The organism is Saliphagus sp. GCM10025334 (genome assembly GCF_042663485.1).
GTDB lineage: Archaea > Halobacteriota > Halobacteria > Halobacteriales > Natrialbaceae > Natronosalvus.
The window spans coordinates 596,496-622,280 of sequence record NZ_JBHTAF010000003.1 but is presented as its reverse complement, the minus strand read 5'-3'; the positions used below and the strand labels follow the sequence as shown (position 1 = coordinate 622,280).

Sequence of the window (25,785 nt, the reverse complement as noted above, 5' to 3'; positions counted from 1 at the left end):
CGACGACGCGCACGCGAGCAGACCGCATTGAGATACCCATGACGACACCGAATTCGACCCACGACGACTCGAATCGATTCCCCGCCGTGAACTGGGCGAGCGGCGAAACGTACGGGCTCGAGACGCCCCAGGACTACGACACCGACGATCCAACGCGTGTCTGGTGTACTCTGACCGACGGAGCGATCACCGAACCGCGGTTCCCGCGCGTGGACGTGATGAACCTGCGAACGCTGTCGTTCGTCGTCACCGACGGTGACGGCTACGTGGCACGAACGAGTCGACCAACCCAGCGCGCGAGCGATTCGCTCGAGCGCACCGTGACACCGACGGCCGACGACGCACTCGTCTACGAGCACCGGTTTCGTGAGACGGCGGCGGGCCACGACTGGACGCTGACCGTCGAAACCGCCGTCGATACCGAGAGCGAGGCCCTGTGCTGTTCGCTCGCCTTCGACGCGGCCGACGCGCCCACCGAGTACGACGTCTACGTCGTCGGCCAGCCGACGCCATCCGCACGAGGCGTCCACACCCGCGCCGAACGCGTGGGCGAGACTAGCGACCACGGCCTCGTCGCGTACGACACGGAAGGCGGGTCGACCGTCATCCACGACCAGGACGGCGAGCCCTACCGCGTTGCGCTAGCACTCGAGGCCGCGGACGGCTTCGACTGGGCCGCGGTCCGCGAGGGCGGCGAGAACGGGACGGAACCGCTCGAGGGGGACGACGGGGCCGCGGCTTCGGGCGAGGGAATCGTCTCGCTCGGCGCTCGCGTCGAGACGGGTGTTTCTACCCTCGAGACCGAGGTCGCGCTCGGATTCGCGACCGAGGCGGATACGGACGCGGCACGGGCGGAATCGAGGCGCGCACTCGAGCGCGGCTTCGAGACGATTCGCGAGGACTACGTCGACTCCTGGCGGTCGTATCTCGCGGACCTCGACGTCCCCGCGAGCGTCGCCGACGATCCGGACCGACGCGTCCAGTACGGCTTCGCGGCGATGACTCTCAAGGCCGTCGAGGACAAGACGTTCGCCGGGGCGGGCCTCGCGTCTCCCTCGGTCCCCTGGGGGACTGGTGTCGAGGCCACCGAAGCGGCGGACTACGGCTACAACTTCGTCTGGTCGCGCGACCTCTACCAGGTCTCGACCGCCTTCGAGGCGATGGGCGACGTCGAGAGCGCGATCGACGCCACGGCGTACCTCTTTCGCTACCAGCTCGAGGACGACGGCTTCCTCCCCCAGAACACCTACCTCGAGGGGACCACGCGATGGGGTGGCGAGCAACTGGACAATATTTCGTTCCCGGTCGTGATGGCCTACCAGCTCGCGAACCGCCACGGCCACGGGCTCGATCAGGCCAGCTACGACTACGACGACGTGCGGACCATCGCGGAGTATATCCTGCGAAGCGGGCCCGACAGCGAACAGGAGCGCTGGGAGGAAGAGGTGGGCTACTCTCCGAGCACGATCGCCGCCGAGATCGCGGGGCTCGTCTGTGCGGCGTGGTTCGCCGACCGCGCGGGCGAGGACGAGGACGCCATCCGCTACCTCGCGGTTGCCGACGACTGGTCGCGTGGCGTCGAGGAGTGGTGCGCCACGGACTCCGGAACCGACGAGCACGACGCGCCCTACTACGTTCGCGTGAGCGTTGACGGCCGGCCCGACGAGACGAGCGAGCGGACCCTCGCCAACGGCGGCCTGACGCTCGACGAGCGCGAAATCGTCGACGCGGGCTTTCTCGAGCTGGTCCGACTCGGAATCCACCCCTGGGACGACGAGGTCGTCCGCAACTCGCTCGCCGTCGTCGACGAGACGATCCGCGTCGACACGCCCCACGGCCCCGCGTGGTACCGCTACAACGGCGACGGCTACGGCGAACAGACCGCCGACGGACCGGACGGCGCGGGCGCACCCTGGTCGCTCACCCACGCGGGCAAGGGGCGACTATGGCCCATCTTCACGGGCGAACGTGGCGAGTACGAACTGCTCGCCGACGAGACCGACGCCGACCTCGAGCCGACGGCCCTCCTGGAGACGATGACCGGCTTCGCCAACAGCGGCCGAATGCTTCCAGAACAGGTCTGGGACAGCGAAGACTCGACCGAGTTCGGCTGGACGTTCGGCAGCGGAACGGCGGCTGCGACGCCCCTCGCGTGGAGCTGCGCCCAGTACGTTCGGCTCGCTCACTCGATCGACGCCGGTCGCCCAGTCGAAACGCCCGAAATAGTCGCGGACTTCTTCCGCAAACGAGGTCGTGGTCGCACCTCGAGGGACTCGGCGACCCCGACGCTCGAACTCGAGGCCGATGGCGAGACGGTGTCGGGTACCACCGATGGCGACTACGTCGTCGCGCAGACGGATGCAGGAGTCGAGACGAAAGCAGTCACGGACGGGCGGTTCTCGCTCGTGAAGGACGATGCACCGTCACCGATGCGTGTCATTGCCGTCAGCCTCGAGGAGACCGTCTGGGACCTCGACACGGCGACCGTGGTCCTCCGACCGAATCGGGACGCGCCGTGACCACGGGTGTGGTTGGCATCCGCATCCAAAGGACTAAATAGGTGAAGTCATAATTCATCACGTATTCACCATGACAATGGATAGGAGGACGCTGGTGAAGTATCTCGCGGGTGCCTCGGCGGCAGGCGCCCTGGCAGGATGTATCAGTACCGAAGATCCCAGCGGCAACGGCGATGGGAACGGGGACGGCAACGGGGACGGCAATGGAAACGGCAACGGGAACGGCAACGGAGACTACGAGGAGGACGAAGACTGGCCGACCGTCGAACCCGAGGGCGTCTCCGGCGAGGCCGAACTCTGGCACGACCTCAGCGAAGGCGAACAGGACTCCTTCACCTCGTACGTCGAGGAGTTCAACGGCAGCTACGACATCACGATCAGCCCGAACGCGGTGTCGGAACTCGAGGATCAAACGACGGCGTCGATCCCCGCCGGCGACGGCCCCGAACTGTTCGTCTGGGCCCACGACTGGGTCGGGAAGTACTACGAAAACGGCTTCCTGAGCGACCAGAGCGACAATATCAACATCGATCCCGAGGAGTACTTCGGGGAGAACGCGAACTCGGCGCGCTACGACGGCGCGACCCTCGGCCTGCCCTTCGCGGCCGAAACCGTCGCCCTCGTCTACAACAAGGAGTACGTCGACGAGGCGCCCGAAACGTTCGAGGAAGTGCTCGAGATCGCCGAGGAGCACCACGCTCCCGAGGACAACACCTACGGGTTCACTTGGCCGATGGACGCTTACCACGTCAGCGCGTTCCCACACGGCTTCGGCGGCTACTACTACGACGAGGAGTCGGGCGAACTCGGCCTCACGAACGACGAGACCATCGCCGGCTTCCAGTACGTCATTGACAACGTCTGGGACTACATGCCGGCCGATCCCGGCGGAGAGGCCCAGCAGTCGGTGTTCATCGAGGGCAACTCACCGTTCCTCATCACCGGCCCGTGGAACCTCGGCAACTTCGAGGACAACGACCTCGACTACGGCATCGCACCGTGGCCCGAGGTCGAGGGCAACGAGCCCAGCCCGTTCACGGGCGTCCAGCTGTTCTACTTCGCCGCCGCGATGGACGAAGACCAGGAGCGAGCCGACTCGGCAATCGGCTTCGCGGAGTGGTACACGACCAACACGAGCCTGATCGCCGAACAGGCGGACAAACACGGGTTCATCCCGGTCCACAACGCCTTCGCGGACGACGGCGAGGAATCGGATGCACTGTCCGACAACCTGCAGGGCTTCTCTGCGGCCGTAAACCAGGGCAACCCGATGCCGACCGCCGCCGACTTCCAGGCCGTCTGGGAGCCACTCGAGACCGAGTGGTTCGAGGCTCTCAACGGCAACAAGTCCGTCGAGGACGCGATGGCCGACGCCGAGAGTCAAATTCAGGACGCCTGGAACTGAACGTCTGACCACCAATGAGCCTTTCTTCAGTCGGAGCGCGCTCACGGGACGGGTACCGTGCGGTAGTACCGGAGTCAATGCGGGAATGGATCAGTGACAACAGCGCGTTGTTCCTGGTCTTGCCGGGCCTGTTTTTCTTCTCGCTTTTCATGTTCTTCCCGCTCCTTTTTACGATCTACCTGTCCTTTACGGACGCCGAACCGGCGACTGTCTTCCAGGACGGCCCCGGCGGAATAACCGGCTTCTTCGGCCTGCGTGGGGTGGAGAACTTCGTCGGTCTGGAAAATTACGTGTCGGTTCTGTCCGACCCCGCCTTCTGGAACTCGCTCGGAATCACGTGGCTGTTCGTCGCGATAAGCGTCACGCTCAAGGTGGCCTTCGGCATCTTCCTCGCGATGCTCGTGACGAGCGACCGTGTCCGCGGGAAGCGGTATCTCCGGTCGATCATCATCATCCCGTGGGCCCTGCCGCCGATATTCACGATCACCATCTGGAGGGGGGTGTTCAGCTCGGCTCGGTTCGGCCTGGCGAACCAGGCGATTGCCGTCTTCGGCATGGCACCGAAATCGTGGTTCAATGACCGATGGCTCGCGTTCGGGACCTACCTGCTGACCGAGATGTGGCTGGCGTACCCCTTCATGGTCATCATCACCGTGAGCGCGCTCCAGGCCGTCCCGGACGACCTGATCGACGCCGCGAAAGTCGACGGCGCCGGCTTTGTTCACCGGTTCCTGAACGTAACCGTGCCGTCGATCAAACGACCCGTAATGTTCGCGGCAATCTTGACCGCTGCGGCGTCGTTCACCCAGTTCCTGATTCCCTACGTGTTCAACCGGGGCGGACCGGGTCGAGCGAACGAACTCATCATCCTGTACGGCTACCGTGAAGCGTTCACGTTCGACGCCTACGGGGCCGGGGCCGCGATCATGATGACCGCCGTCGTCTTCATCGGCATCTTCATGCTCGCCGCGGTCTGGAAGGGACAACTGGCGGAGGGGGTGAACTAACCATGACGATGCTCGAAAGCATTCGCCGAAAACTCGCACGCGACGTACGCACGGCAATCGACAAACCAGCCGAATTCAGGGCCGACGTAGAGTACACGATCGAGGGGGTCAAGCGGGGAACGATCTCGCCGCGGGACGTGTTGATTCCCGCCCTCTCGACGCTCGCAACGCTCGTCTTCGTGTTCGTGCTGTTGATCCCCATCTACTGGGTGCTCATGATCGCTCTGCAAGGAGACGGGGCCACGCTTTACTCCACCGACAGCGCGGGCTTAATCCCCAAGGAATTCAGTCCGGAGGCGTTCGTCTGGGTCGTCGGCGACCTGTACATTCCCGGTGCAATCGTCCGGATCGCCGTTCCCTTCACCGACGTCGTGTACTACCTCGAGTGGCCGCGCATCGTCTTCCTCGACGCGAGCAACTACGTCGACACGACGTCTGACTTCCCCAGGTACTTCTGGAACAGCCTGTACATCGGCGTCGCCACTGTCGTGATCGCCATGTCGCTCATCGTCCCGGCCGCCTACGCGTTCTCCCGCCGGGAGTTCGCCGGCCGGATGAAACTGCTCTACGGCTACATTCTGTTCACCCAGATCGGCGGTGGCCTCGGCATCGCGGCGCTGATCGCCCTGTACACGATCTTCTCGAGCACCGGGCTCACCAACAACAAACTCGTGTTGGCGGTCTACTACGCGGCGATGGCCGTACCGTTCAACACCTGGCTGTTGAAGACGTACATGGACTCGATCCCGGTCTCCTACGAGGAGGCGGCGATCATGGACGGGGCCTCCCCGTTCCGCGTCGCCTGGGAGATTGTCCTGCCGCTGGCCAAGCCGGGGCTGGCGACGATCTTCATCTTCATCTTCCTCACCGGGTGGATGGAGTTTATCGTCGCCCAGCTGGTGTTACGCCCCGAGAACTACACGCTCCCAGTCGGGCTGTTCAGCCTGGTCGACACCTACACGGTGCCGTGGGGACGGTTCTCGGCGTTCGCACTGGTGTACGCCTCGCCCATCGTGTTCGTCTACATGTTCGCCCAGCGCTACATCGAGAGTGGACTCTCCTTCGGCGGCGTCTCGGGGTAGGGGTAGCCTGACCTCGAGCGACGTTCTCCAGTTTTTCACGTTCCACGGCGTCCTCAGTTTTCACGGCCCACAGTGGGACGCTCACGTGAGTTGGTTCCGACATTGTCGCCACCTGGTGGGCCTCGAGACGACCACCGCCGGCGAGTGGCGTATGCAAGTGTAGCGACTACTCCCGTGGCCCGTGAAACGAATGGACATGACCCAGTTCGGGTACACGCTCTCGAGCGAGGAACAGGGCCCCGACCGACTCGTCGATCTCGCGGTCGCCGCCGAGGAGGCCGGCTTCGACTTCGTCTCCATCTCGGATCACTTCCACCCCTGGATTAGCGCCCAGGGCGAGTCCCCGTTCGTCTGGAGCACGCTCGGCGCGATCGCCCGTGAAACCGAGGAGATCGAAATTGGCGTCGGCGTCACCTGTCCCATCGTCCGCATCCACCCGGTCAACGTCGCCCAGGCCGTCGCGACGGTCCAGGAGCTGGCCGACGGCCGGTTCACCTTCGGGGTCGGAACCGGCGAGAACCTGAACGAGCACGTCGTCGGCGAGCGCTGGCCCGAGCACTCGGTTCGCCTCGAGATGCTCGACGAGGCCATCCACGTCATGCGCGAGCTCTGGACGGGCGAGCCGATCAGCTTCCACGGGGAGCACTTCACGGTCGAGGACGCGAGGCTCTACACCGTGCCCGACGAGGACCCCGACGTGGTGGTCTCGGCGTTCGGTCCGAAAACTGCTAGGATGGCCGCCGCGGAAGGTGATGGCCTCTGGACCGTCGGCCCGCAGGAGGAGGTCATCGAGGCCTACGAGGACGCCGGCGGAGACGGACCGACCTACACCCAGCTCGACGTCTGTTACGCCGACAGCGAGGAGGAGGCGGTCGACACGGTGTATGAAATGTGGCCGAACGGCGCGCTCCCGGGCGAGTTGAGCCAGGCGCTTCCGAGTCCGGCCCACTTCGAGCAGGCCACCCAGATGGTCGAGAAGGAGGACATCGCGGAGGGATCGACAGTGACCGATCCCGACCCCGACGCACACGTCGACTCGCTCGAGGAGGCGGTGGAGGCCGGATTCGACCACGTCTACGTCCACCAGATCGGCGACGAGGAAGAGCGCGCGATCGAGTTCTACGCGGAGACGGTGCTGCCGGAAGTCAGGTAGATTTGGGTCCGAGGGCGGTGTCGGGTCGCGCTCGGTGCGATCGGTCACACCCTCGAGACGCCTCGACCGTCTCGCTAGGCAGACACTGTCAGCGAGCACCCTCGGCCGTCTCCGCTGATGGACGCCGTCACCGGGAACCTTCGGCCACGTCCACTCCGGCTGCGGTCGGCGTACGGCTCCCGGCGTAGGCGACGTAGCCGGCGAGCAGCGCCGTCAGGGCACCCGAGACGATGGTGCTCCAGTAGGCGCCGCCGGTATCGGTGCCGTACGCGAGCACGAACGGCGAGAGCAGCATCCACAGTCCCAGGATCGTCACGAGTGCCATGGCGGGCGTACTCGAGGGGTGAGCCGTCTGGATCCGGTAGTAGTTGTAGCCGGCGAGCAGGAAGATCGACGCGCCCACGAGCACGTTGTTCCAGATGGCCGTCTCGGACGTCCCGTAGACGAACGGTGAGACCGCGATCCAGAGGCCTATCAGCGAGACGAACCCGCTGAGCCACTTCTGGCCGCTCGTGTCCCCTCGCGTCGCTGTTCGTGTCGATCGGTCGTCGGCTCTCGGATCCGTCGAACCGCGTGATGAGTCGCTCATGATTGTCCTCGAGTCGGCTCCAACCAGGGCGCCAAAAAAGGCGGTCGACCGTTCGAGCTGCTAGTTCGCGGCCTCGAGGCTACGCTCTGCCGGCTACAACTACCACACGAGTCGGCGATCGGCGGTCTGGACGACTAATCCAGGATTATCGGCGACTCGAGGTACCACGAAAACGGAAGGCTCGGCGTAGACAGTCGACTGGGGCGCGTCGGGATCGATAACGGCGGGTTACTGTCCCTGGGATCACGCGCCAACGGCGACGAGCGCGTCGACCAGAATCGCCACGAGGACGGCCCCGAGGAACGCGTTCGAGGCGTGGAACGCGCGGAACGCGGCCCGTTCGGTCTGCTCGAAGTGGAGGTCGACGGCGAACCAGAGGAAGAGGCCGCCGAAGCACACGACCGTGACAGAGTAGAGCGCACCGAGGTCCGTGAGCCAGACGAGCGCGACCGCGCCGACGAGCGTCGCCCCGATGTAGTAGAGGATGTGCTTTCGCGTGACGGTTTCGCCCCGGACGACGGGCATCATCGGGAAGCCGCCGCGGGCGTAGTCGTCTCGGTAGGCCAGCGCGAGATTGTAGAAGTGTGCGGGCGTCCAGAGGAAGATCAGGCCCGCCAGCGCCAGGGCGGGGACGCCGATCTCGTTGGTGACGGCGGCCCAGCCGATCAGCGCCGGGAGTGCCCCAGCGAATCCGCCGATGACCGTGTTCTGGACGGTGTTCGGCTTGAGCAAGAGCGTGTAGACGACGCTGTAAAAGAGGATGGCCACGAGGCCGAGGGCGGCCGCCAGCGCGTTGATCGACAGGAAGACCGTCATCGAAGCGGCCGTCAGGAACAACCCGAACAGCAGGGCGTTCCGGACCGGAATCAGGTCGGTCGCCAGCGGGCGGTCGGCTGTCCGGGACATTCGCTGGTCGACGTCGCGCTCGAGGACGTGGTTGAACGTCCCCGAGGCGCCGATGGCAAGGACGCCGCCGCCGAGGGTCGCGACGATGGTCGAGGCCTCGAGGTCCGGGCCAGCGGCCAGCGCCATGCCGGCGGCGGCGACCAGGCACAGCAGCCACATGAGCCGCGGCTTCATCATCTTGAAGTAGGCATAGGCGGTGAGACGGGCTCTGGCGAGCCCGCCGTCGGGAAGCTGTCGGGGCGGGGCGTCGCCGGTGTCGATCGGTTCCGGCGGCTCCATCCGGTCGTCGCTCGAGCCGGTGGTGACCTCGAGCTCCCACGCGAGTGCGAGGACGACGAACGCGAAGATGGCGACGCCGATGGTGAGGTGTAATCCGGGGATCAGCGCCTGTGATCCCATCGTCGCCGTGAGCGCGCCGACGGCGACCTGGACCGGGTACAGGGCGACGGCGGCGTACAGGGTGTAGCGGACGCGCCGGGTGGCGTCGCCGATCGCGGCCACGAGGGTCGTGCCGATCAGCAGGAGGCCGACGAGAACGGCGGCGACGCGGTGGCCCCACGCGATCGCAAGTTCGGTCTGGCTCAGCGGGTCGGTAGGCGGGGCACACACCGGCCAGGACGTGCACGCGGTGACGGCGTCCGTCAGCGACGTGGTCGCGCCGACGATCACCAGGAGGTAGACGCCGACGGCGGTCGCTGCCAGCAATCCGGCGAATCGCGAGCGCGTCTCGATCGGACGAGGGAACGGCGGCGATGACACGTGTCTCTAGAGGAGGGTTCGTCTCCGCGTATTTAGGGGTCCCGCTTTTTCCGCTCGCCCGTCCATCGTTCGCACTCGCTCGAGTCGGCGCTTTCGCTCGAGTCGGCGCCTCCGCTCGGCCGTCCGATTCGTCACTCGGCTGTCTGTCCACTCACCGCGACGACCGTGCGTTCGACGAACGGTACTCGATATCGGGACGCATTTGCCCCTCGAGATGCCCCGTCGAGACACGTATGTTCACTCGACGAAACCCTCGCTCCTCGAGATCCGTAGCAACCGGAGAAGCACCCCGAACGGAGGCCGACCATCGATGAACGTCCTCGCCGTCATCGGCGCGGCGCTGGTGATCAGCGGCGTCGCCGGGATTCGGATGGCGCCACGGATGGTCGACGCACAGGCCGAACGCGGGCTTGGCGCCGCGGCCTCGGCCGGCGTCTCGAGGGACGACCGGATTCGCGTGATGAAGGGGTCGGGCGTGGTGATTACGCTCGTCGGATTCGGACTGGTTCTCCTGGGAGTTACCTGAGCTCACCGCAAACAGGCCGCCACGACCTCGAGCATCGACTCGCCCTTGACCTCCTCGGCGAACAGCGGCACTCGCCGCACGTCGGTCGCGCGAAAGAGGTCCTGGGCCTCCATCAGCGCGTTCTGCTGGACGTCCCAGCGGCGCTGGCAGAACGCACAGGAGTCGAGATCTGGCTGCAGAAACTCGCCCTCGACGTCGTCGGTGACTTCAGCCAGCGGCTCCATCACGCGATTGACGACGACGGTGCCGACCGGAATGTCGAACTCGTTCAACTGGGCGCGCAGGCGCTTCGACTCGAGGACGCTCATCTCTTCGGGGACCATGACGATCCGGAAGTCGGTTCGCTCGGGGTCCTGCAACACGGCACGAAGGCGTTCGATGCGCTCCCGGAGGATCTCGAGGTCCTGGAGGTCGTTTTCCCCTGCTTCGCCAGCGCCGCCGAACATTCCCTTGATCCCGTCGACCATGCTCCCGACGCGCTGGCGGAAGCTGATGATCCGGCCCATCATCGTGTCCATGATCTCCGGCAACTGGAGCAATCGGAGGGTATGGCCCGTCGGGGCGGTGTCGACCACTACGCGGTCGAACCGGTCGTCGTCGAGGTACTCGAGGAGGGTCTGCATCGCGGCGGCCTCGTCGGCGCCCGGCATCGTTCCCCCGAAGAGCATGTCCATCGGCGTGTCCTCGCCCATGAACTGGCCGAGGCCGCCCAGCGCGTCGGGGCCGCCCTCGGCCATGAACGCGGCCTGGCCCTCCTCGAGGGCGGCGTCGGGGTCGATCTCGGCGGCGAACAGCGGGATATCCTCGCGGAGGCGCTCGGGTCTGGTTCCAATCTCGGTCTCGAAGGTATCGGAGAGGGAGTGGGCCGGGTCGGTCGAGACGACGAGCGTCGCGGTTCCGCGTTTCGCGCTGTCGAGGGCCGTCGCGGCGGCCATGGTCGTCTTGCCAACGCCGCCTTTCCCACCGTAGAGGACGTACGCGGGGCCGTCGACAGGTTCGTCGGATGGCTCGACGTCGATTGTCCGTCGGCCTGTGTCCGCGCTCGCGTCCACATCCTCGTCGGCCCCGTCGTCGACCGATTCCGTCGGCGTCACTTCGATCGTGTTGTCCTCGTCTTCGGCCGCGTCGGTCTCGTCGACGGGATCGACATCGAGTCCGCTCATGCTCGAGGCTATCGGTCGGAGCCACGAGTACCCGTCGGTTGCGAGTGCTCGAGTTGAGTAGCGATTAGCGAGTTGCGAGCAGCGAATACGGAGCAGCGATCAGCCGAAGTACTCGGCCAACCGATCGGCGGCCTCCTCGAGTCGCGGCGTCACGAGCGCGAATCGGAGCCAGTCCTCGCGGGCGGTGCCGAAGGCCTCGCCGGGCATCCCGGCGACGCCGGCCTCGTCGATCAGGCGCTCGACGTTCCCGAGCGTGCCCGGATACCCCTCGAATCTGGCCAGGACGTAGAACGCACCGTCGGGACGGGTGTACTCGGCGCCGGCCGCCTCGAGCGCCGCGGTGAATGTGTCGACACGCTCGCGGAGCAGTTCGCGATTGGCCTCGTAGTACTCCGGGCCGGTCTCCCGGAGCGCCTGGAGGACGGCGTACTGGGCCGGAGCGCTTCCGGCGACGTTCACCAGCATGTGGCGACTTTTGGCGTCCTCGACGAGATGGGGCGGGAAGATGGCGTAGCCGACGCGAAAGCCCGTGATCGCCAGTGACTTCGAGAACGCGTTGGTGACGATCCGGTGGTCGGAGTCGACCTCGAGCGCGCTCGAGAACGTCCCGGAGAGGTCGTAGTGATCGTACACCTCGTCGGCGACGAGGATCGCGTCGTTCTCCTCGGCGATGGCGACGAGTTCGCGAACCGTGGACTCGGGGTAGACCGCGCCGGTGGGGTTGTTCGGGGTGTTGACGACGATGGCGGCTGTCTCCTCGTTTGCCACCTCGCGGACCGCCTCCGGCTCGAGTTGGCCATCTTCGGCCGCCTCGACGTAGCGGGGTTCGCCACCGAGCATCGTCGTCTTGCCCGGGTAGTACGAGTAGACGGGATCGGTCAGGATCACCTCGGATCCTGCGTCGCGCTCCAGCGCCCGGGCCATCGCCAGGTAGTTCGCCTCGCCGGCCCCATTCGTGACGACGACCTGCTCGAGGTCGACGCCCCGGCGGGTCGCGATCTCCTCGCGGAGGCTTCGAAGCCCTTCGCTGGGCGGGTACTGAAAATACTCGCTCTCGAGGTCGGCGTACTCGTGGAGGCCGTCCCGGAGGGCCTGCGGCGGTTCCCAGTCGGGGTTACCGCTGACCATGTCGACGACGTCCCGGTCGGCCTCGGCGGCGTAGCCCATGACGTGAAAGAAGAGGGGCGTTTCGTACTCCATGTGCGCTCGTGCGCCGTCGGAGATGGTGATTCTTTCGTCACGCGGTTCCGACCGGGGGCCGATGCCATAGAACCATTGCCCTCGAGTGCGTGTGATGTGCCATGCCTCCGCTGGATGACACGCCCAACGGCATCGACCCCGAGGCGCTCGTGCGGCGCTACTACGACCGCGTCGACGCCGACGACGTCGAGGGACTGCTCGAACTCTTCTCGGAGACGATTACCTACGAACGCCCCGGACAGGATCCGATCGAGGGCCGCGAGGAACTTCGAACCTTCTACGAGCGCGACCGCCCCCTCGAGGACGGCGAGCACCGCCTCGACGCGGTGATCGTGGACGCCAGCGATACTGGAGACGACCCTGGGGATGCTGGAGACGACGACAGCGGCGGCAATCGGGTGGCCGTCCGCGGACGGTTCTCGGGCGTTCAGGACGGCGAGACCGTTTCATTCGGCTTCGCGGACTTCCACGAACTGAGCCCCGAGGGCGTAATCGAGAACCGATGGACGTACACGGACCGCGACACGGTATAGGACCCTTGCAGGCATCGACTGATGCGTGAAACCGGACGAATGCTATCGGTTTCACCCATCAGTTCAGGCTTGAAACGCCACTAACCGTCGAGTCGCAGTCTGGCTCGGGCTCGAGCGCCTCCCGCCCTCGTCTCGACTCGTCAACCCCACTATTCACGGCAGTGGCTCCCATCTGGTAAGACATGAGCAACGCCAACGTCGATTCGGACCGACCTGCCGAATCGTCGCCGACGGATCCCGCTACCCGAACCGGTTCGGCGTCTGGAGCGGTGCAGTTCGACCCACCGCTCGACCTCGTTTCCGGGGTGGGCGAACGGCTCCGCGAGCGCGGTGACACCCTCGCCGTCGCCGAGTCCTGCACGGGGGGCCTCCTCGGGGGCGCGATCACGGCGGTTCCCGGTTCGAGCGACTACTTCGACAGCGGGCACGTCGTCTACGCCTACGACGCGAAGCGCCGCCACCTCGGCGTCTCCCGGGAGTCGCTGGACGAACACGGCGCCGTCTCCGAACCCGTGGCCCTCGAGATGGCACGGGGGGTTCGCGACGTTACGGACGCCACGTGGGGACTCTCGATCACGGGCGTCGCCGGTCCGAGCGGCGGAACCGCGGAGACACCGGTCGGGACGGTCTTCATCGGGGTCGCCTACGCTGGCCCCTGGGGGACCGAAACCTCGTTCGCGACGGCGACGCGCCACCAGTTCGACGGCGACCGACACGACGTTCGCATGCAGACGGTTCGAACCGCTCTCGAGCGGTTGCAGGCGGTGCTCGAGTCCGGGCCCGAATCCGACTCCGAATCGACTTCGTGATATAACTATACTATCGATACTGATATAGTATAGATTCTATAGTAAAGGCGAACCGCCCGGCGATGGGGACGATCCCTCGAGCGAAGGGTACGGAAACACCTGAGCGAACGGGGGCAAGTCTACTTGGCGTCACTCGTGGCGAGACGGCTTGCGATCGCCCGAACGCGAGGTCGGTTCTAACCCCGCTGACCGTCACGAAGACAGGTTTTTCTCCCTCGGCTACACAGACCGAGTCGATGAACAAGAAAGGACACGTGCTCAACGCCGCCCTCCTGGGCATCGGGCTGGCGTACCTCCTCGAGCCGACCGGGGACGAGATGACCTTCGCGACTGTGCTCGAGGTGGGCGTGCCCGTCACGCTCGGGGCACTGTTCCCGGACGTGGACACGGCGTTCGGCCGCCACCGCAAGACGCTGCACAACCTACCCATCCTGGTGGGGTTCGCCGCCTTCCCGTTCTATTTCGGCAACCTCGAGTGGGTCTGGCTCGGCATCCTGACTCACTACGTGCTCGACGTCGCCGGGAGCAAGCGCGGCATCGCCCTGTTCTATCCGGTCTGGAAGCGGGAGTTCGGTCTCCCCGTCGGCGTCGCCGTCACGAGCCGGCAGGCGGACCTGGTGACGGTCCTCGTCACGGCCGGCGAACTGCTGATCGCCGCGGCCGTCATCTACCGGGCAGACGTCTGGGCGAGTGAGACGGCGCGCGCGATGCTCGGGGTGTAGCCGGTTCTCGAAACTCGGCGCTGCTCAGAAACTCGGTGACAACGCGCATCTATGCACGAACGCGCATATTCTATCGATCGAGAACGCGGATGCGAGCACGAACACGGGGGATTTTTATCGCCCTGGCCCGGTAGGTTCAGCCATGACTGATGGGCGGGGCGAGACACCCCGGCGAACAGGGATGACCGAGAAGTGCGGCGTCGTCGGCGTCGCACTCGCGGACCGCGACGTCGCGCGGCCGCTCTACTACGGACTCTACGCGCTCCAGCACCGCGGCCAGGAGTCCGCCGGCATCGTCACCCACGACGGCTTCCAGCAACACAGCCACGTCGAACTGGGACTCGTCGGCGACGCCTTCGACGAGGACGACCTCGAGTCCCTGACCGGGTCGGCGGGCATCGGTCACGTCCGCTACCCCACCGCCGGGAGCATCGATACCTCCTGCGCCCAGCCGTTCTCGGTCTCGTTCAAGTCCGGCTCGCTCGGACTCAGCCACAACGGCAACCTCGTCAACGCCGACGAGATTCGAGACGACCTCGCCGCGCTCGGTCACGCCTTCACCTCCGACGGCGACACCGAAGTGATCGCCCACGACCTCGCGCGCAACCTGCTCGAGGAGGACCTGATCCGGGCGGTCAAGCGGACGATGCAGCGGATTCACGGCTCGTACTCGCTGACGATCATGCACGACGAGACCGTGATGGGCGTCCGGGACCCCCAGGGGAACCGGCCGCTCTGTCTCGGCGAGCTCGAGGACGGCTACGTGCTCGCCTCCGAGTCGGCAGCGATCGACACCCTCGGCGGCGAGTTCGTCCGCGACGTTCGACCCGGAGAACTCGTCGTCCTCGAGGAGGACGGCTCCGGGTTCGACTCCTACCAGCTGGTCGAGGCCGAGGCGACCGCTCACTGCTTCTTCGAACACGTCTACTTCGCCCGTCCGGACTCCCAGATCGACGGCACGCTGGTCTACGAGGCCCGACGCAGACTCGGGCGCAAACTCTGGGAGGAAAGCGGCGTCGAGACCGACGTCGTCATGCCGGTCCCCGACTCCGGGCGCGCGTTCGCCTCGGGGTACGCCGACGCCGCCGACGAGACGACTGCCCAGGGAGAGCCCCGGGAGGAGGACGACGACGGCGTCGAATTCGCGGAGGGTCTGATGAAGAACCGCTACGTCGGCCGGACGTTCATCATGCCGACCCAGGACGAGCGCGAGCGCGCCGTGCGACTCAAGCTCAACCCGATCACCTCGACGGTCGAGGGCAAGACCGTCACCCTCATCGACGACTCGATCGTCCGCGGGACGACCTCGAACCAGCTCGTCGAACTCCTCAAGAACTCGGGGGCTGAAGAGGTCCACATGCGTATCGGCGCGCCACCGATCGTCGCCCCCTGTTACATGGGGATCAACATGGCGACCCGCGAGGAACTCATCGCCTCGGACAAGACGATTCCGGAAATCGGCGACGAGATCGGTGCCGACAGCCTCGCGTACCTCTCGCCAGACGCCGTCGCCGAGGTGCTCGAGACCGACCGGGACGACCTCTGTCTGGGCTGTGTCACCGGCGAGTACCCCTACGACATCGACGGCGAGGCGACAGACCGCGACGTGACCCGCCCGCAGATTGGGCAAGCGACCGTCGACGCGGACGACTGAGCGGGCGGCTGTACTCGAATCGAGCTGTTGTGTCGGGTGTCGGTCTCGAGTGAAGCTGGTGTGCGCGTTCGTCGGGCGCCGGTCAGTAGATCACGTGCAACAACACGTAGACGACGACGCCGAGGCTGAACGAGACGAGCCAGAGCGCCGCGGCGATTCGCCCGACACGTGCGTGAGCGGTCCGTCGAAGCTCCGGCACGCTATGACTTGCGGCGAGCAGGAGGACGTAGTACAGCAGAGGAATGCAAACGATCGCCAGCAGGATGTGGATCGCCAGGACGGGCAGGTAGACGTACAGTCGGATCGCGTCCGGGCCCGGAAACGGCTGGGAGCCGCCGAGGACCACCAGCCGGTACAGGTACAGGACGAGAAAGGTCGCGAACAGCACGGCCGAGGCCATCATCAACAGGCGGTGGCGGTCGACGTTCCCGCGCCTGATCGCCCGCCACCCCGTCGTGATCGTCACGATGGCGGTCAGGCTCACGAGAACGTTCACCGTGGGAATCGCCTCGAGGAGCCACGCGGGCGGCCGCGGAACGGCCGTCTGTGGAATCACGCCGCCAGCGGCGCCGAACACGAGCGCCAGGGAAACGACCGAGAGCAGGGCCGTCAGGTGGGGAACCCGATCTCGAGAAACTGCAGTCATAGTCGGGAATCTGGCCCGAATCCCCAAATCGCTACCGTTCGCACGCCGGTGACGGGACGCACGGCTGGCGACGGGCGATATCGATCACAGACCGAGGCCGAGAGCAGGGGCCAACTATCGGCTACTCGCCCAGCGCCGCAATCTCGTCCTCGAGCCACTCGCGGAACCACTTCACCCGTTTGAGTCGGCGGTGGGCGATTCCGTCGGCGGTGTCGCTCCGAACGCGCGAGGCGGCGTCGAGGCCGCGCTCGAGGACCCGATCGACCATCTCGTCGGCGTCCATGTGCGTCCGCGCCTCGTACCCCATCCGCAACAGCATCAGCGCCGTTCCGTTGGCACCGATCTTGTCGAGCAGGTCGGCCTCGATGACACACTGACTCTCCATCGAGAGGTCGGTCACGTCCCCCTGGTAGGAGTGGTACTCGATGGCGCGAGTGACCTGGGCGATGAACGACTCCGGGTACTCGCCCTGGGCCTCGAGGTACTCGCGGGCGACGCGAGCGCCGGCCTCGGCGTGGAGCTCCTGGTCGGTCTCGAGTTTCGCGACGTCGTGAAACAGCGCGGCCACGCGCGTGACGTCGACGTCGGCGCCCTCCTTCTCGGCGATCTCGGTTGCCAGGTCGACGACGTTGAGGATGTGGTTGTGACGGTACTCGGCGGAGTGCCAGGGGTACCACCGCATCCGGCCGCCCTCATCTTCCTTCTCCACGCTGGCGGCGAGGTACTCGAAGACGAACTGTTTCATGGCCTCGAACTCGGTGTCGGTGACCGTGGTCTCGGTTATCTCGACACCCACGATAGATCCCTCCGCAATATACGAACGATAGTCATTACACGAACATTAGCGTGATTCACTCTTTAGCCTTTGGTTCGGGGCGATGGACAGACGTTGGGTTTTGTCACGATCGACGACACTCGCCAGCATATATCTCCCTCGAGCCCCTGGGCTCGCCTATGACCGACCTGTTGTATCTCGAGGACTCGAGCGTCCGAACGTTCGACGCCACCGTTGAACGGATCTTCGAGGATGGCCGCGTCGTCCTCGATCGAACGCACTTCTACCCCGAAGGTGGAGGTCAGCCGGCGGACACGGGGACCCTCCGCGTCAATTCCAACGGAGCGACGCTCGAGTGGCCCGTCGTTGACGTTCAGAAACGCGATACGGTGTACCACGCCCTGGATCTCGAGGCGGGTACGGATTCGACTGACGGGCCGATCGCGGACGTCCTCGAGCCCGGAACGACCGTGACTGGCGAACTCGACTGGGATCGACGATTCGCGCACATGCGCTATCACACTGCCCAGCACCTCCTCTCGGCGTACCTGCTCGAGGCCTACGACGCGCCGACGACGGGCAACCAGCTCTACGCCGACCGGGCCCGCCTCGACTGCGCGTACGAGCGCTTCCAGGATGACGACCTCGCGGCGATCGAGGCGGCCATTAACGACCTGATCGACGACGACCTTCCCGTTCGCTGGTACGAACTCGAGCGCGACGTCGCCGAAGCCGACCTGGACCTCGAACGCACGCGCATCGATCTCCTGCCCGCCAGTATCACGGAGATCCGAATCGTCGAGATCGGGGACGAGAACGGCCCACTCGACCGGGTGGCGTGCGCCGGCACGCACGTCCAGTCGACCGCGGACCTCGGCACGCTCGAGATCACTGGCCGCGAAACTGCCGGAAGCGGGGAGGAACGGGTCAGGTTTCGGCTCCTCGAGTAGCCGCCCAAATATTTTTGGCGGAATTATTGAGGGGGAGAGGGTGCCGATAGTAGTTATGTCAACCGTGCGAACCCCGTCGGTGGAGCCACTCTTCGAGGCGCTTGCGGACGCCCGGCGCCGGTACGTGCTGTCGCTGCTGCTGGCCCGTCCGGCGGTGAGTCTCGAGGAACTCTGCGGCGAGGTCGTCGGCTGGGAGCGAGCAGGGACCGACGGCGGCGTCGTGCGAGACTCGGTGATCACCGTTTCGCTGGTACATACCCACTTGCCGAAACTCGACGAGGTGGGGCTGGTCGACTACGACGCCGAGGACGGACGCGTCGTTCGAGCGGATGTGGACCTCGAGACGCAGCGCATCGTCGAGCGAGCGATCGAACTCGACGAGTCGGTACCGGTGGCACCCGCGTCGCCGGTCGGCAGCGATTACCGTCCGGAATCGTCGCTCGCGCTCGACGACGAGTGATCGTTCGAGCGGGCGACTGTATCCGCAGCCGCGCCGTCGGTCAGGTCTGCCTCAGTATTCGCAACTGCATCCGCGTCGTCGCTCGCAACTTCTTCAGCATCCGCACCCGAAGCCGCACCATCGACCGCATCCGCCTCAGCGTCCACGTTCGCGTAGACCACGGCGTGGTCGGCGCAAAACGCCGGCTCCACTAGCTGCGCCCGAACGACGCCCTCGTGGGTGTGGGCGTTGTACAGCCGACAGGTCGGCTCCGCACAGAACGGCTCGCCGGTCTCGAGATAGTGGACGGCTTGAAGCACGTACCCGCACATCGCGTCGGTCGTCCGGGGGTCGTCCTCGAGGAGGAAGTCGTCCGCGACGTCGCGCTCGAGAATCTCTCTCAGGGGCACGTCGCCCGAAACGAGCGCTCGACGCTGTTGTTCCTGGTAGTACGATTCGGGTTTGGCCGGCGCCTCGTACAGTCCGGGAACCGAGACGAGCGCCGGCTGGCCGGGAACCGTCACCCGTTTGTGCCAGCGCCCGTCGTGGTCGCCCCACGTCGCGAGTGCCCGATCGAGGAGGACGACGTGAGCCCACTCGAGCCCTCGCTCGTCGGCCGGCAGTTCCCGGTTGAGCGCGCGAGCGATCTGGGCGCCGTCGTAGAGCACGCCGCCTTCCCGCTCGGGGTGCTCGAGTGCTCGCTTCTCGTAGCGAACGGTTCCGAGCATCGTGTTCCCCGTCTCTCGCTCGCGCGGCCCTCGAATTCGGGCAGCCGCGAACCGCTCCGCCAGTTCGTCGGCGTCAACGTCGTCCAGAAACCGTTCTCGTACCGTTACCGACGCTTCGAGTCGCGACTCGAGCCATGCGGTGACGGCGTCGGCGTCGACGGCGGTGGTCGGTGCGCGATAGATGGCGACGTGCTCGACCATGGTACAATGTAGTGGTACCATCGGGTGTAACCGTTGTGGTCGATCCTCGAGCGGGCCGAAATACGAACCTGATCGCGTCGCTCACTCCAGAAACAGCGGTCCCGGCACCTGCTCGAGTTCGGCGTCTTCCCACGTGTGTTCGGGCCGCCAGTCGAGTTCCCGCCTCGCCTTCTCGGTGCTAAACGCCGACTGGTCTCCCTCGAGGGCACAGGAGTCGGGCAGGTCGCCGAAGACCGTCTCGATCACCTCGGCGGTCGGACGGTCGAGGAAGTTGTTCTCGGCCGCTGCGAGGTACACCTCGTGGTTCCCACGGTCGTGTCCGTCGAGTCCGGCCTCGGGGTCCGCCTCGAGCACCGCTCGAACGATCGAGACGACGTCGCGAACGTCGACGTACGACCAGAAGTTGCCGTTCGGGTCCGCCGTCTCCGGGTCGAACGTCTCCCGGCCCCGGGCCGTCCGCTGGCTCCCCGGGTACGTGATCCAGGAGGGCCGGATCGAGGTCACCGAGATGCCGTGTTTGCGGGCGGTCGCCGCGGCGAGGTCCTCGCCGACGAGTTTCGACGTGGCGTAGGGATCCTCCGGTCGTAGCGGGTGGTCCTCGTCGATCGGAAAGTACTCGGGGAGCCACGGTTCGTCCGCGAAGACCGACCCGTAGATGCTCTCGCTCGAGGCCCAGACGACGTCCGCGCCGATTTGACCCGCGGCCTCGAAGACGTGGTAGGTGCTCTCGACGTTCGTCAGGAAGGTCTCGGCTCCTGGTTTGATCTCGTTTCGCGGAATCGCCGCGAAGTGGACCACAGCGTCGGGCTCGTACGTCTGAAGAAGTTCCCACGTCTGGCCCTGCTCCCTGAGATTGGCCTCGAGGAACGTGACGTTCTCGCGGGCCCGAGGCGGACGCTCGAGGTCGACGCCGACGACGTCGTGGCCGTCTCGAGCGAGGTCCTCGACGATCCAGCTACCGGCGCCGCCGGTCGCGCCGGTGACGATGACGGTCATATCGACCGTTTCTCGAGCGGGGCCTAAATGCTGTAGCTTTCGGCGTCGATCACCGGCTCTGGAACGGGGCGGTGACCAACCGTTTCAGTCGTCCGCGGGGACTCGGCTCGTCAACTCCACCGGTTCGGCGTCCACCTCGAGTTCATCGAGGGCGACCTGGGCGGCGCGCTTGCCGGAGACGAGCATGGCGCCGAACGTCGGACCCATGCGCGGCAGGCCGTAAGCGGTCGCGGTCGCCATGCCCGTCGCGATGAGTCCGTCGTGGACGAGGCCGGTGTGTTCGACGACGGCGTCCTCGCTCTTGCCCACCCACATCGAGTCGTGACCGGGTGAGTCGTGACCGGGGGCGCCGTAGGTGTCGCCATCGGTCTGATCCATCACCGTGCCGCGCTCGCGAGCGTCCCGAATGCCGGGCGCGTCGAGGACGCCGCGCTCGTCCAGTTTGGTGATCGCCATCGCGTCGTGACCCGTCGCGTCGATCACCAGGTCCGCCTCGACGGCGATGGGGTCGACGCAGGTAATCTCCCGGGGCAGGGCGTGGACCGGCGTCCAGTTCATCACAATGCCGGCGACACGGTGGTCCTCGCGGATGACGATGTCCGTGAACTCCGTCATGTTCTGCATCTTCGCCCCCGCGTCGCAGGCGGCCTTGATCAGCGCGGAGCAGGCGTGGGGCCCGTTGGCGACGTACAGCCCCTCGGTGTCGGCCGCCGGCTTGTACTCGACGTCCAGTTCCTCGAGCACCCGCTGGGCGGGAGAGCGAACAGTGACTTTGTTCATCAGGAAGCCACCGAGCCAGAAACCGCCGCCGAGGTAGTTGTTCTTCTCGACGACCATCGTCTTTACGCCGCGCTCGGCGAGTTCCTTCGCGGCGGTCAGCCCGGAGGGGCCGCCGCCGACGATGATGACGTCCGAGTCGGAGAAGTCCATGAACTCCTCGGTCCACTCCTGTCCAATCGCTCGGGTTACGTCTGCTTCGCCAACGTCACTGAACGGTTCGAACTCGCTCATATTCACAAGTGGTACGACCAGGTAGTAAAACGTATCGAATCAGCTCTGTTACGAACCGGTTGCCGAGGAGCCGTTTGTTCGCCTCGAGACGTTCGATGGCCGCGTGGTCGGCGTCGTTCACTCGACGTGGCCGTTCCCGAAGGCTGAAGAGTCGACCCGTCGAACTGGTAGCTGACTCGCGTATGAAACGCCGCGCGCTCCTCGCGTCGACCGCCTTCGCCTCGCTGTCCCTTTCGGGGTGTCTCGACCTCCTGACGGACAACGGCGAGGACATCCTCCAGCCGACAGACCTGGTGGTCGTCTGGTCCGACCTCCTTCGGGAGAACCCCTGGACCGACGACGAGCGCGTTTCCGTCTGGGGGCTCGTCCGCAACGAGGGGGAACGTGAACCGACTTACGTCGAGATTCGGGCAACGTTCTTCGACGATGACGGCGAGGAACTCGACACCGTCATCGAACTAATCGACGACACGACGGAGGGAACCGACTGGCCGTTCGAAGTGGAGTTTCCCCACTTCGGCGAGGCGGCCAGAGAGGTCGCCAGCTACGAACTCGAACCAGCGACGAGCGTCTAAGCGAGTCGATATCTACTCCAGGTACCGACTCGAGCCGAACCGCCAACCCAGCAGTCGACTCAATACACGACTCTCGAGGACATGACCGAACACGATTCAGGGGTTTCCACGCTGGCAAAACAGGGGAGTATCACGTTCGTCGGGAACGTACTCAACGGCGTCCTCGCGTTCGCCATCGTGATGCTGATGACGCGGTTCGTCAGCCCCTCTGTCTACGGCCTGTGGGTACTCGCGACGTCGGTCATCCTCTTCATGCAGGTGTTCGCGAACCTCGGATTGCCGCTGGCCATCGATTACTTCGTCCCGCAGTACCTCGAGGCGGACGAACCCGGGAAGGCCAAGGGCGTCATCGTGCAGGTGACGGCGACCGTCCTGGTCACGTCGTCGCTGGTCGCGCTCGCCCTCGCGATGACGGCCGAGCGGTTCGGGGTCTTCTTCCGAGAGCCCTCGCTCGAGGTCGCACTCCTGTTGCTGGCAGTGACGATTCCGATGCTCGCGATGTACAACGTTCTGCTCAAATCCTTCTACAGCATCAAGAAGCTCCAGTACCGGGTCGTGATGCGCGACATCGTGCGCCCGGTGGTTCGGTTCGTCGTCACCGCGGCACTCCTCCTGGCCGGCTTCGGGTTACTCGGGCTCGTGGGCGGCTACGTTGTCGGGCTCTTCGTGTGCATCGTGGTCGGCGCCCTCCTCTTTACCTACCGCGCCTGGGAGATCATGTCGGCGACGTTCGAACCCGTCGCGCCGGGGCCGATGATCCGCTACTCGGTGCCGCTGGCAATGACGAGCGTCGTCTTCGTCCTGATGGGCCACGTCGATTACTTCGTGCTCGGCTACTTCCTCGACTCGGGCGAGGTCGGCATCTACCGCGTCGGCTACATGCTCGGCTCCGGGTTGATGATCATCTTCAACTCCCTCTCGCCCGTGTTCAAACCCCTCATCGCCGAAACGCGAGACGACACCGCTCTCGTCCAGGAGCGCTTTCGCGTCGCCGCTCGCTGGATCGCTGGCATCACCCTCCCGTTCGCGATCATCATCTCCCTCGGCGCGGAGGCATTTCTCTCCGTGATGTACACGCCCCAGTACGGCGAAGCCAGCGCCGTCGTCGCCCTTCTCGCGATGGCCTTCCTGTTCAACGTCACCTTCGGCGGTCCCGACGGCACCCTCTTGCAGGGGATGGGGTACTCCCGAATCGTCTTCGCCAACACCCTCGCACTATTCGGCACCAACCTCGTCGTCTCGTTCCTCCTCGTCCCGATCTTCGGTATCAATGGGGCGGCCGTCGGGTCGGCGTCCGCGCTCGTGGTCGTCGGCCTCCTGACCCTGGGCGAACTCCACGTCGTTGATGGCATCCACCCCTTTACTCGAGATTTCGGCACCGTCGTGTTCGCGGGGATCCCGGCCGCCCTCGCCGGGCTTCCGATCGTCCTCCTCGTCGATTCGCACCTCCTCATCGTCGCCACGCTCCCGCTCGTAGTTCTCTTCGTCTACGTGGCGACCCTCGTCGTCACTGATGCGTTCACGGACAAGGACATCCAGCTCGCCAACGAGTTCGGGTTCAATCTCCGATCCTGGTTACCGAGGCGGGGCGAACAGTGACGGATGGCGAACGTGACCGCTCGAGCCGATCCGTCTCGAGCCACTGATTCGAGCCAGCGACTCCGAACCACTAGCTCGAGCCACTACTTTTGACCACCGACCTGAGCCACGACGAGTACCAGCGTAACCGACGGTAGCCGTCCTCGAGAACGCAGACGCTCGATGAACAGATGAACAGGAAACCGAGCGGGAGCCGGAAAAAGACGCGACGAGAGATGGTTCAGTTGTTCTCGGCGTAGTGGGTTCGTACGCGCCGGCCGGCCGGAATGAGCGCCCAGAACGTGATTGCGCCCAGGATACCGAAGTAGAATGCCGCTTCCTTGACGACCAGTGCCAGCGTCGTGTACGTGCCGGGGTCTTCGGGGTTCGGTCCGACGAGCTGGGTGTCGTAGAACGATGGCGTATTGTACCAGCCCGCGAACGTCATCCACACCAGTAACCCGAGTGACAGGATTACGAAGCCCTTGACGAATTCGTCAGCCATTGTGTGATCCTTCGTCGGCGTCGTCTTTAGCGTTTCCCATTCCCGCCGTTCGAAATCGGGTCGAGAACGCGTAGGCTCCGGCACCGCACGCGATCAGCGCTACACCAAGTAACGCCAATCCGATGCTCACGTCCGAAGCCGCCGCTTGCGCTCGATCGGTCGCGACGTCGAGCACGATGAACCCGCCGAGAATCCCGACCACCGCGAGAAGCGTTGAGAAGACGGTGATCGTCTTGTACAATCGCATGGGAACGACGACCTCGCGCTGTCCCGAGGCGCCGACTCGAGGTCCCTCTTCGGCATCGTTTTCGCTCCTGTTCTCGCCGTTACTCCCGTCATCGGGGCCACCTTCGTGCTTCCCAGTCCGCGCCTCCTCCGTCGGCGGGTCCGACCCCGATTCTGAGCCGCTCATAGGCTGGCTACGCGGCGACGGAAAATGAGTACTGTGACTTCACTCGGCGGTGCGTGTCGAGTCGAGCGGCTCGATTGAATGGGTAACGCAGCGATTGGATAGGACCACGGCGAAACAGCGGTCAACGAAACAGCGAACAGGAAAACCAGCGCACGCAACAACCTACCGCGGCGGTCGTAATCGATAGTACCGTTTGTTGAGGTTGTACATATACCCCTCCCGCATCGTCTTCAACACCGCGTAGGTGATGATCGCGCCGATAACGGGCAGGAAGAACGCCATGTCGAACGTGATGTGGACGTCCCAGGGGAACATGGCCTCGATCGGCAGGAGCGATAGCGTGAACGCGAAGATGACGCCACCCACACCGATCGACGCCCAGAACGGCTCCTCGACGGGTCGCCGTGCGTTACCCTTGTTCAGGAACGGGAGGATCGCGATCGCCCCGAAGACGACGCCGTTCGCCAGCACGCCGTAAAGCTGGTCGGACATGATCTTCTCGCCTCCGGCGAGCGCCAGTTCGGGGTTCAGCGACTCGAGGTGCAGCAGACCGAACGACCAGTAGAGGTACCAGTCGGGAAGGATGACCGAGGGCGTCTCGGATGGATTTGCCGGGTCCTCGATCGTCGGCGGCAACAGCGCCGCGAGGAACAGCAACATACCGACGAAGAAACTCGCGAGTGCGAGGTTTCGGATCGTCTCGTGGGGCCAGGCAGGGAAGCCGAGCACGTCGCGCTCGACGTAACTCGACTCCTGACGGAGGTCCTGGTCCTCCCGGCGGGCCCGCTCGAAGTACTCGTAAGTGAGCCGGGAGAGCCCGGTCGTTCGCTCTTTGCGTTCGCTCCAGGTCGGCACCTCGTCGTCGGGGGCGACGATTCCGGTGCCGCTTCCGTCGGTTCGGACGTCGTTGTTTGCGTCGGTGTCTGTATCAGTCATGGTGGA

At 65.3% G+C, this 25,785-nt stretch carries 24 protein-coding genes and 2 pseudogenes; 14 read left to right on the top strand and 12 right to left on the bottom strand.

Features of this window, described 5'->3' with window-relative positions:
- Positions 1 to 38 precede the first annotated feature (38 nt).
- From ACFQO4_RS15330 to ACFQO4_RS15310, 5 genes are all read left to right on the top strand, one after another.
- Positions 39 to 2,519, top strand: coding sequence for a glycoside hydrolase family 15 protein (locus tag ACFQO4_RS15330; protein WP_500261736.1), 2,481 nt, complete (start codon positions 39 to 41; stop codon positions 2,517 to 2,519).
- 76 nt (positions 2,520 to 2,595) lie between these two features.
- The gene (locus tag ACFQO4_RS15325; RefSeq protein WP_500261735.1) at positions 2,596 to 3,924 is read left to right on the top strand and encodes an extracellular solute-binding protein; all 1,329 of its coding nucleotides are present in this window, start codon (positions 2,596 to 2,598) and stop codon (positions 3,922 to 3,924) included.
- A gap of 77 nt (positions 3,925 to 4,001) precedes the next feature.
- Positions 4,002 to 4,931, top strand: a complete 930-nt coding sequence (locus tag ACFQO4_RS15320; protein ID WP_500261734.1) for a carbohydrate ABC transporter permease — start codon at positions 4,002 to 4,004, stop codon at positions 4,929 to 4,931.
- A 2-nt stretch (positions 4,932 to 4,933) separates the two neighbouring features.
- Positions 4,934 to 6,013, top strand: a complete 1,080-nt coding sequence (locus ACFQO4_RS15315) for a sugar ABC transporter permease (protein WP_500261733.1) — start codon at positions 4,934 to 4,936, stop codon at positions 6,011 to 6,013.
- A 196-nt stretch (positions 6,014 to 6,209) separates the two neighbouring features.
- Entirely contained in the window at positions 6,210 to 7,166 is a 957-nt protein-coding gene (locus ACFQO4_RS15310; RefSeq protein WP_253429653.1) for a TIGR03557 family F420-dependent LLM class oxidoreductase, read from the top strand.
- 127 nt (positions 7,167 to 7,293) lie between these two features.
- Here ACFQO4_RS15310 and ACFQO4_RS15305 read toward each other — a convergent pair whose 3' ends face one another.
- Positions 7,294 to 7,755 carry an SPW repeat protein gene (locus tag ACFQO4_RS15305; RefSeq protein ID WP_500261732.1) on the bottom strand — a complete coding sequence of 154 codons (462 nt, stop codon included), beginning with the start codon at positions 7,753 to 7,755 and terminating at the stop codon, positions 7,294 to 7,296.
- 243 nt (positions 7,756 to 7,998) lie between these two features.
- The gene (locus tag ACFQO4_RS15300; RefSeq protein WP_500261731.1) at positions 7,999 to 9,420 is read right to left on the bottom strand and encodes a heme o synthase; all 1,422 of its coding nucleotides are present in this window, start codon (positions 9,418 to 9,420) and stop codon (positions 7,999 to 8,001) included.
- A gap of 310 nt (positions 9,421 to 9,730) precedes the next feature.
- On the opposite strand from ACFQO4_RS15300, the gene ACFQO4_RS15295 reads away from it, so the two are divergent.
- Entirely contained in the window at positions 9,731 to 9,946 is a 216-nt protein-coding gene (locus ACFQO4_RS15295; protein WP_500261730.1) for a hypothetical protein, read from the top strand.
- 2 nt (positions 9,947 to 9,948) lie between these two features.
- On the opposite strand, the gene ACFQO4_RS15290 is transcribed toward ACFQO4_RS15295, so the two are convergent.
- The gene (locus ACFQO4_RS15290) at positions 9,949 to 11,109 is read right to left on the bottom strand and encodes an ArsA family ATPase (protein ID WP_500261729.1); all 1,161 of its coding nucleotides are present in this window, start codon (positions 11,107 to 11,109) and stop codon (positions 9,949 to 9,951) included.
- Positions 11,110 to 11,208: 99 nt separating this feature from the next.
- On the bottom strand, positions 11,209 to 12,309 hold the full coding sequence (locus ACFQO4_RS15285; RefSeq protein WP_500261728.1) for a pyridoxal phosphate-dependent aminotransferase: 1,101 nt from the start codon (positions 12,307 to 12,309) through the stop codon (positions 11,209 to 11,211).
- Positions 12,310 to 12,410: 101 nt separating this feature from the next.
- Here ACFQO4_RS15285 and ACFQO4_RS15280 point away from each other — a divergent pair, with 101 nt between their 5' ends.
- The 4 genes from ACFQO4_RS15280 (at position 12,411) to purF (ending at position 16,027) form a co-directional block, all read left to right on the top strand.
- Positions 12,411 to 12,842, top strand: a complete 432-nt coding sequence (locus ACFQO4_RS15280) for a nuclear transport factor 2 family protein (RefSeq protein WP_500261727.1) — start codon at positions 12,411 to 12,413, stop codon at positions 12,840 to 12,842.
- A gap of 182 nt (positions 12,843 to 13,024) precedes the next feature.
- On the top strand, positions 13,025 to 13,651 hold the full coding sequence (locus ACFQO4_RS15275) for a CinA family protein (protein WP_500261726.1): 627 nt from the start codon (positions 13,025 to 13,027) through the stop codon (positions 13,649 to 13,651).
- Between the two features lie 236 nt (positions 13,652 to 13,887).
- Positions 13,888 to 14,373 (top strand): metal-dependent hydrolase, encoded by a 486-nt coding sequence (locus ACFQO4_RS15270; protein WP_500261725.1) that lies wholly within the window; start codon positions 13,888 to 13,890, stop codon positions 14,371 to 14,373.
- 181 nt (positions 14,374 to 14,554) lie between these two features.
- Positions 14,555 to 16,027 carry an amidophosphoribosyltransferase gene (gene purF / locus ACFQO4_RS15265; RefSeq protein ID WP_500261846.1) on the top strand — a complete coding sequence of 491 codons (1,473 nt, stop codon included), beginning with the start codon at positions 14,555 to 14,557 and terminating at the stop codon, positions 16,025 to 16,027.
- A gap of 82 nt (positions 16,028 to 16,109) precedes the next feature.
- Here the strand turns inward: purF and ACFQO4_RS15260 are convergent, their stop codons facing one another.
- The gene (locus ACFQO4_RS15260) at positions 16,110 to 16,673 is read right to left on the bottom strand and encodes a DUF420 domain-containing protein (protein WP_500261724.1); all 564 of its coding nucleotides are present in this window, start codon (positions 16,671 to 16,673) and stop codon (positions 16,110 to 16,112) included.
- 121 nt (positions 16,674 to 16,794) lie between these two features.
- Positions 16,795 to 17,469 carry an HD domain-containing protein gene (locus ACFQO4_RS15255; protein WP_500261723.1) on the bottom strand — a complete coding sequence of 225 codons (675 nt, stop codon included), beginning with the start codon at positions 17,467 to 17,469 and terminating at the stop codon, positions 16,795 to 16,797.
- A 158-nt stretch (positions 17,470 to 17,627) separates the two neighbouring features.
- On the opposite strand from ACFQO4_RS15255, the gene ACFQO4_RS15250 reads away from it, so the two are divergent.
- Together ACFQO4_RS15250 and ACFQO4_RS15245 are read left to right on the top strand one after the other, a co-directional pair.
- A complete protein-coding gene (locus tag ACFQO4_RS15250; RefSeq protein ID WP_500261722.1) occupies positions 17,628 to 18,398 on the top strand; it encodes an alanyl-tRNA editing protein in 771 nt (256 codons plus the stop codon).
- A 55-nt stretch (positions 18,399 to 18,453) separates the two neighbouring features.
- Complete coding sequence (locus ACFQO4_RS15245; RefSeq protein WP_500261721.1) at positions 18,454 to 18,858, top strand: DUF7344 domain-containing protein; 405 nt, start codon at positions 18,454 to 18,456, stop codon at positions 18,856 to 18,858.
- 152 nt (positions 18,859 to 19,010) lie between these two features.
- Here ACFQO4_RS15245 and ACFQO4_RS15240 read toward each other — a convergent pair.
- The 3 genes and pseudogenes from ACFQO4_RS15240 to ACFQO4_RS15230 form a co-directional block, all read right to left on the bottom strand.
- Positions 19,011 to 19,766 (bottom strand): annotated as a pseudogene (locus tag ACFQO4_RS15240) (DUF7001 family protein); the annotation flags it as partial.
- A gap of 81 nt (positions 19,767 to 19,847) precedes the next feature.
- Positions 19,848 to 20,762 (bottom strand): NAD-dependent epimerase/dehydratase family protein, encoded by a 915-nt coding sequence (locus ACFQO4_RS15235; RefSeq protein ID WP_500261720.1) that lies wholly within the window; start codon positions 20,760 to 20,762, stop codon positions 19,848 to 19,850.
- An 84-nt stretch (positions 20,763 to 20,846) separates the two neighbouring features.
- Entirely contained in the window at positions 20,847 to 21,773 is a 927-nt protein-coding gene (locus tag ACFQO4_RS15230; protein ID WP_312909431.1) for a sulfide-dependent adenosine diphosphate thiazole synthase, read from the bottom strand.
- A gap of 182 nt (positions 21,774 to 21,955) precedes the next feature.
- Here ACFQO4_RS15230 and ACFQO4_RS15225 point away from each other — a divergent pair, with 182 nt between their 5' ends.
- Both ACFQO4_RS15225 and ACFQO4_RS15220 read left to right on the top strand, forming a co-directional pair.
- Positions 21,956 to 22,348: an FxLYD domain-containing protein gene (locus ACFQO4_RS15225; RefSeq protein ID WP_500261719.1), complete on the top strand. Its 393-nt coding sequence runs from the start codon at positions 21,956 to 21,958 to the stop codon at positions 22,346 to 22,348.
- A gap of 81 nt (positions 22,349 to 22,429) precedes the next feature.
- Positions 22,430 to 23,947 (top strand): flippase, encoded by a 1,518-nt coding sequence (locus ACFQO4_RS15220; RefSeq protein ID WP_500261718.1) that lies wholly within the window; start codon positions 22,430 to 22,432, stop codon positions 23,945 to 23,947.
- A gap of 220 nt (positions 23,948 to 24,167) precedes the next feature.
- Here ACFQO4_RS15220 and ACFQO4_RS15215 read toward each other — a convergent pair whose 3' ends face one another.
- The 3 genes and pseudogenes from ACFQO4_RS15215 to ACFQO4_RS15205 form a co-directional block, all read right to left on the bottom strand.
- Positions 24,168 to 24,431: a DUF7314 family protein gene (locus tag ACFQO4_RS15215; protein ID WP_500261717.1), complete on the bottom strand. Its 264-nt coding sequence runs from the start codon at positions 24,429 to 24,431 to the stop codon at positions 24,168 to 24,170.
- Positions 24,424 to 24,696: pseudogene (locus tag ACFQO4_RS15210) on the bottom strand (DUF7315 family membrane protein); the annotation flags it as partial. The gene ACFQO4_RS15215 and the pseudogene ACFQO4_RS15210, both read right to left, overlap by 8 nt.
- Before the next feature lie 309 nt (positions 24,697 to 25,005).
- Positions 25,006 to 25,779: a cytochrome b family protein gene (locus ACFQO4_RS15205; RefSeq protein ID WP_500261716.1), complete on the bottom strand. Its 774-nt coding sequence runs from the start codon at positions 25,777 to 25,779 to the stop codon at positions 25,006 to 25,008.
- Positions 25,780 to 25,785 lie beyond the last annotated feature (6 nt).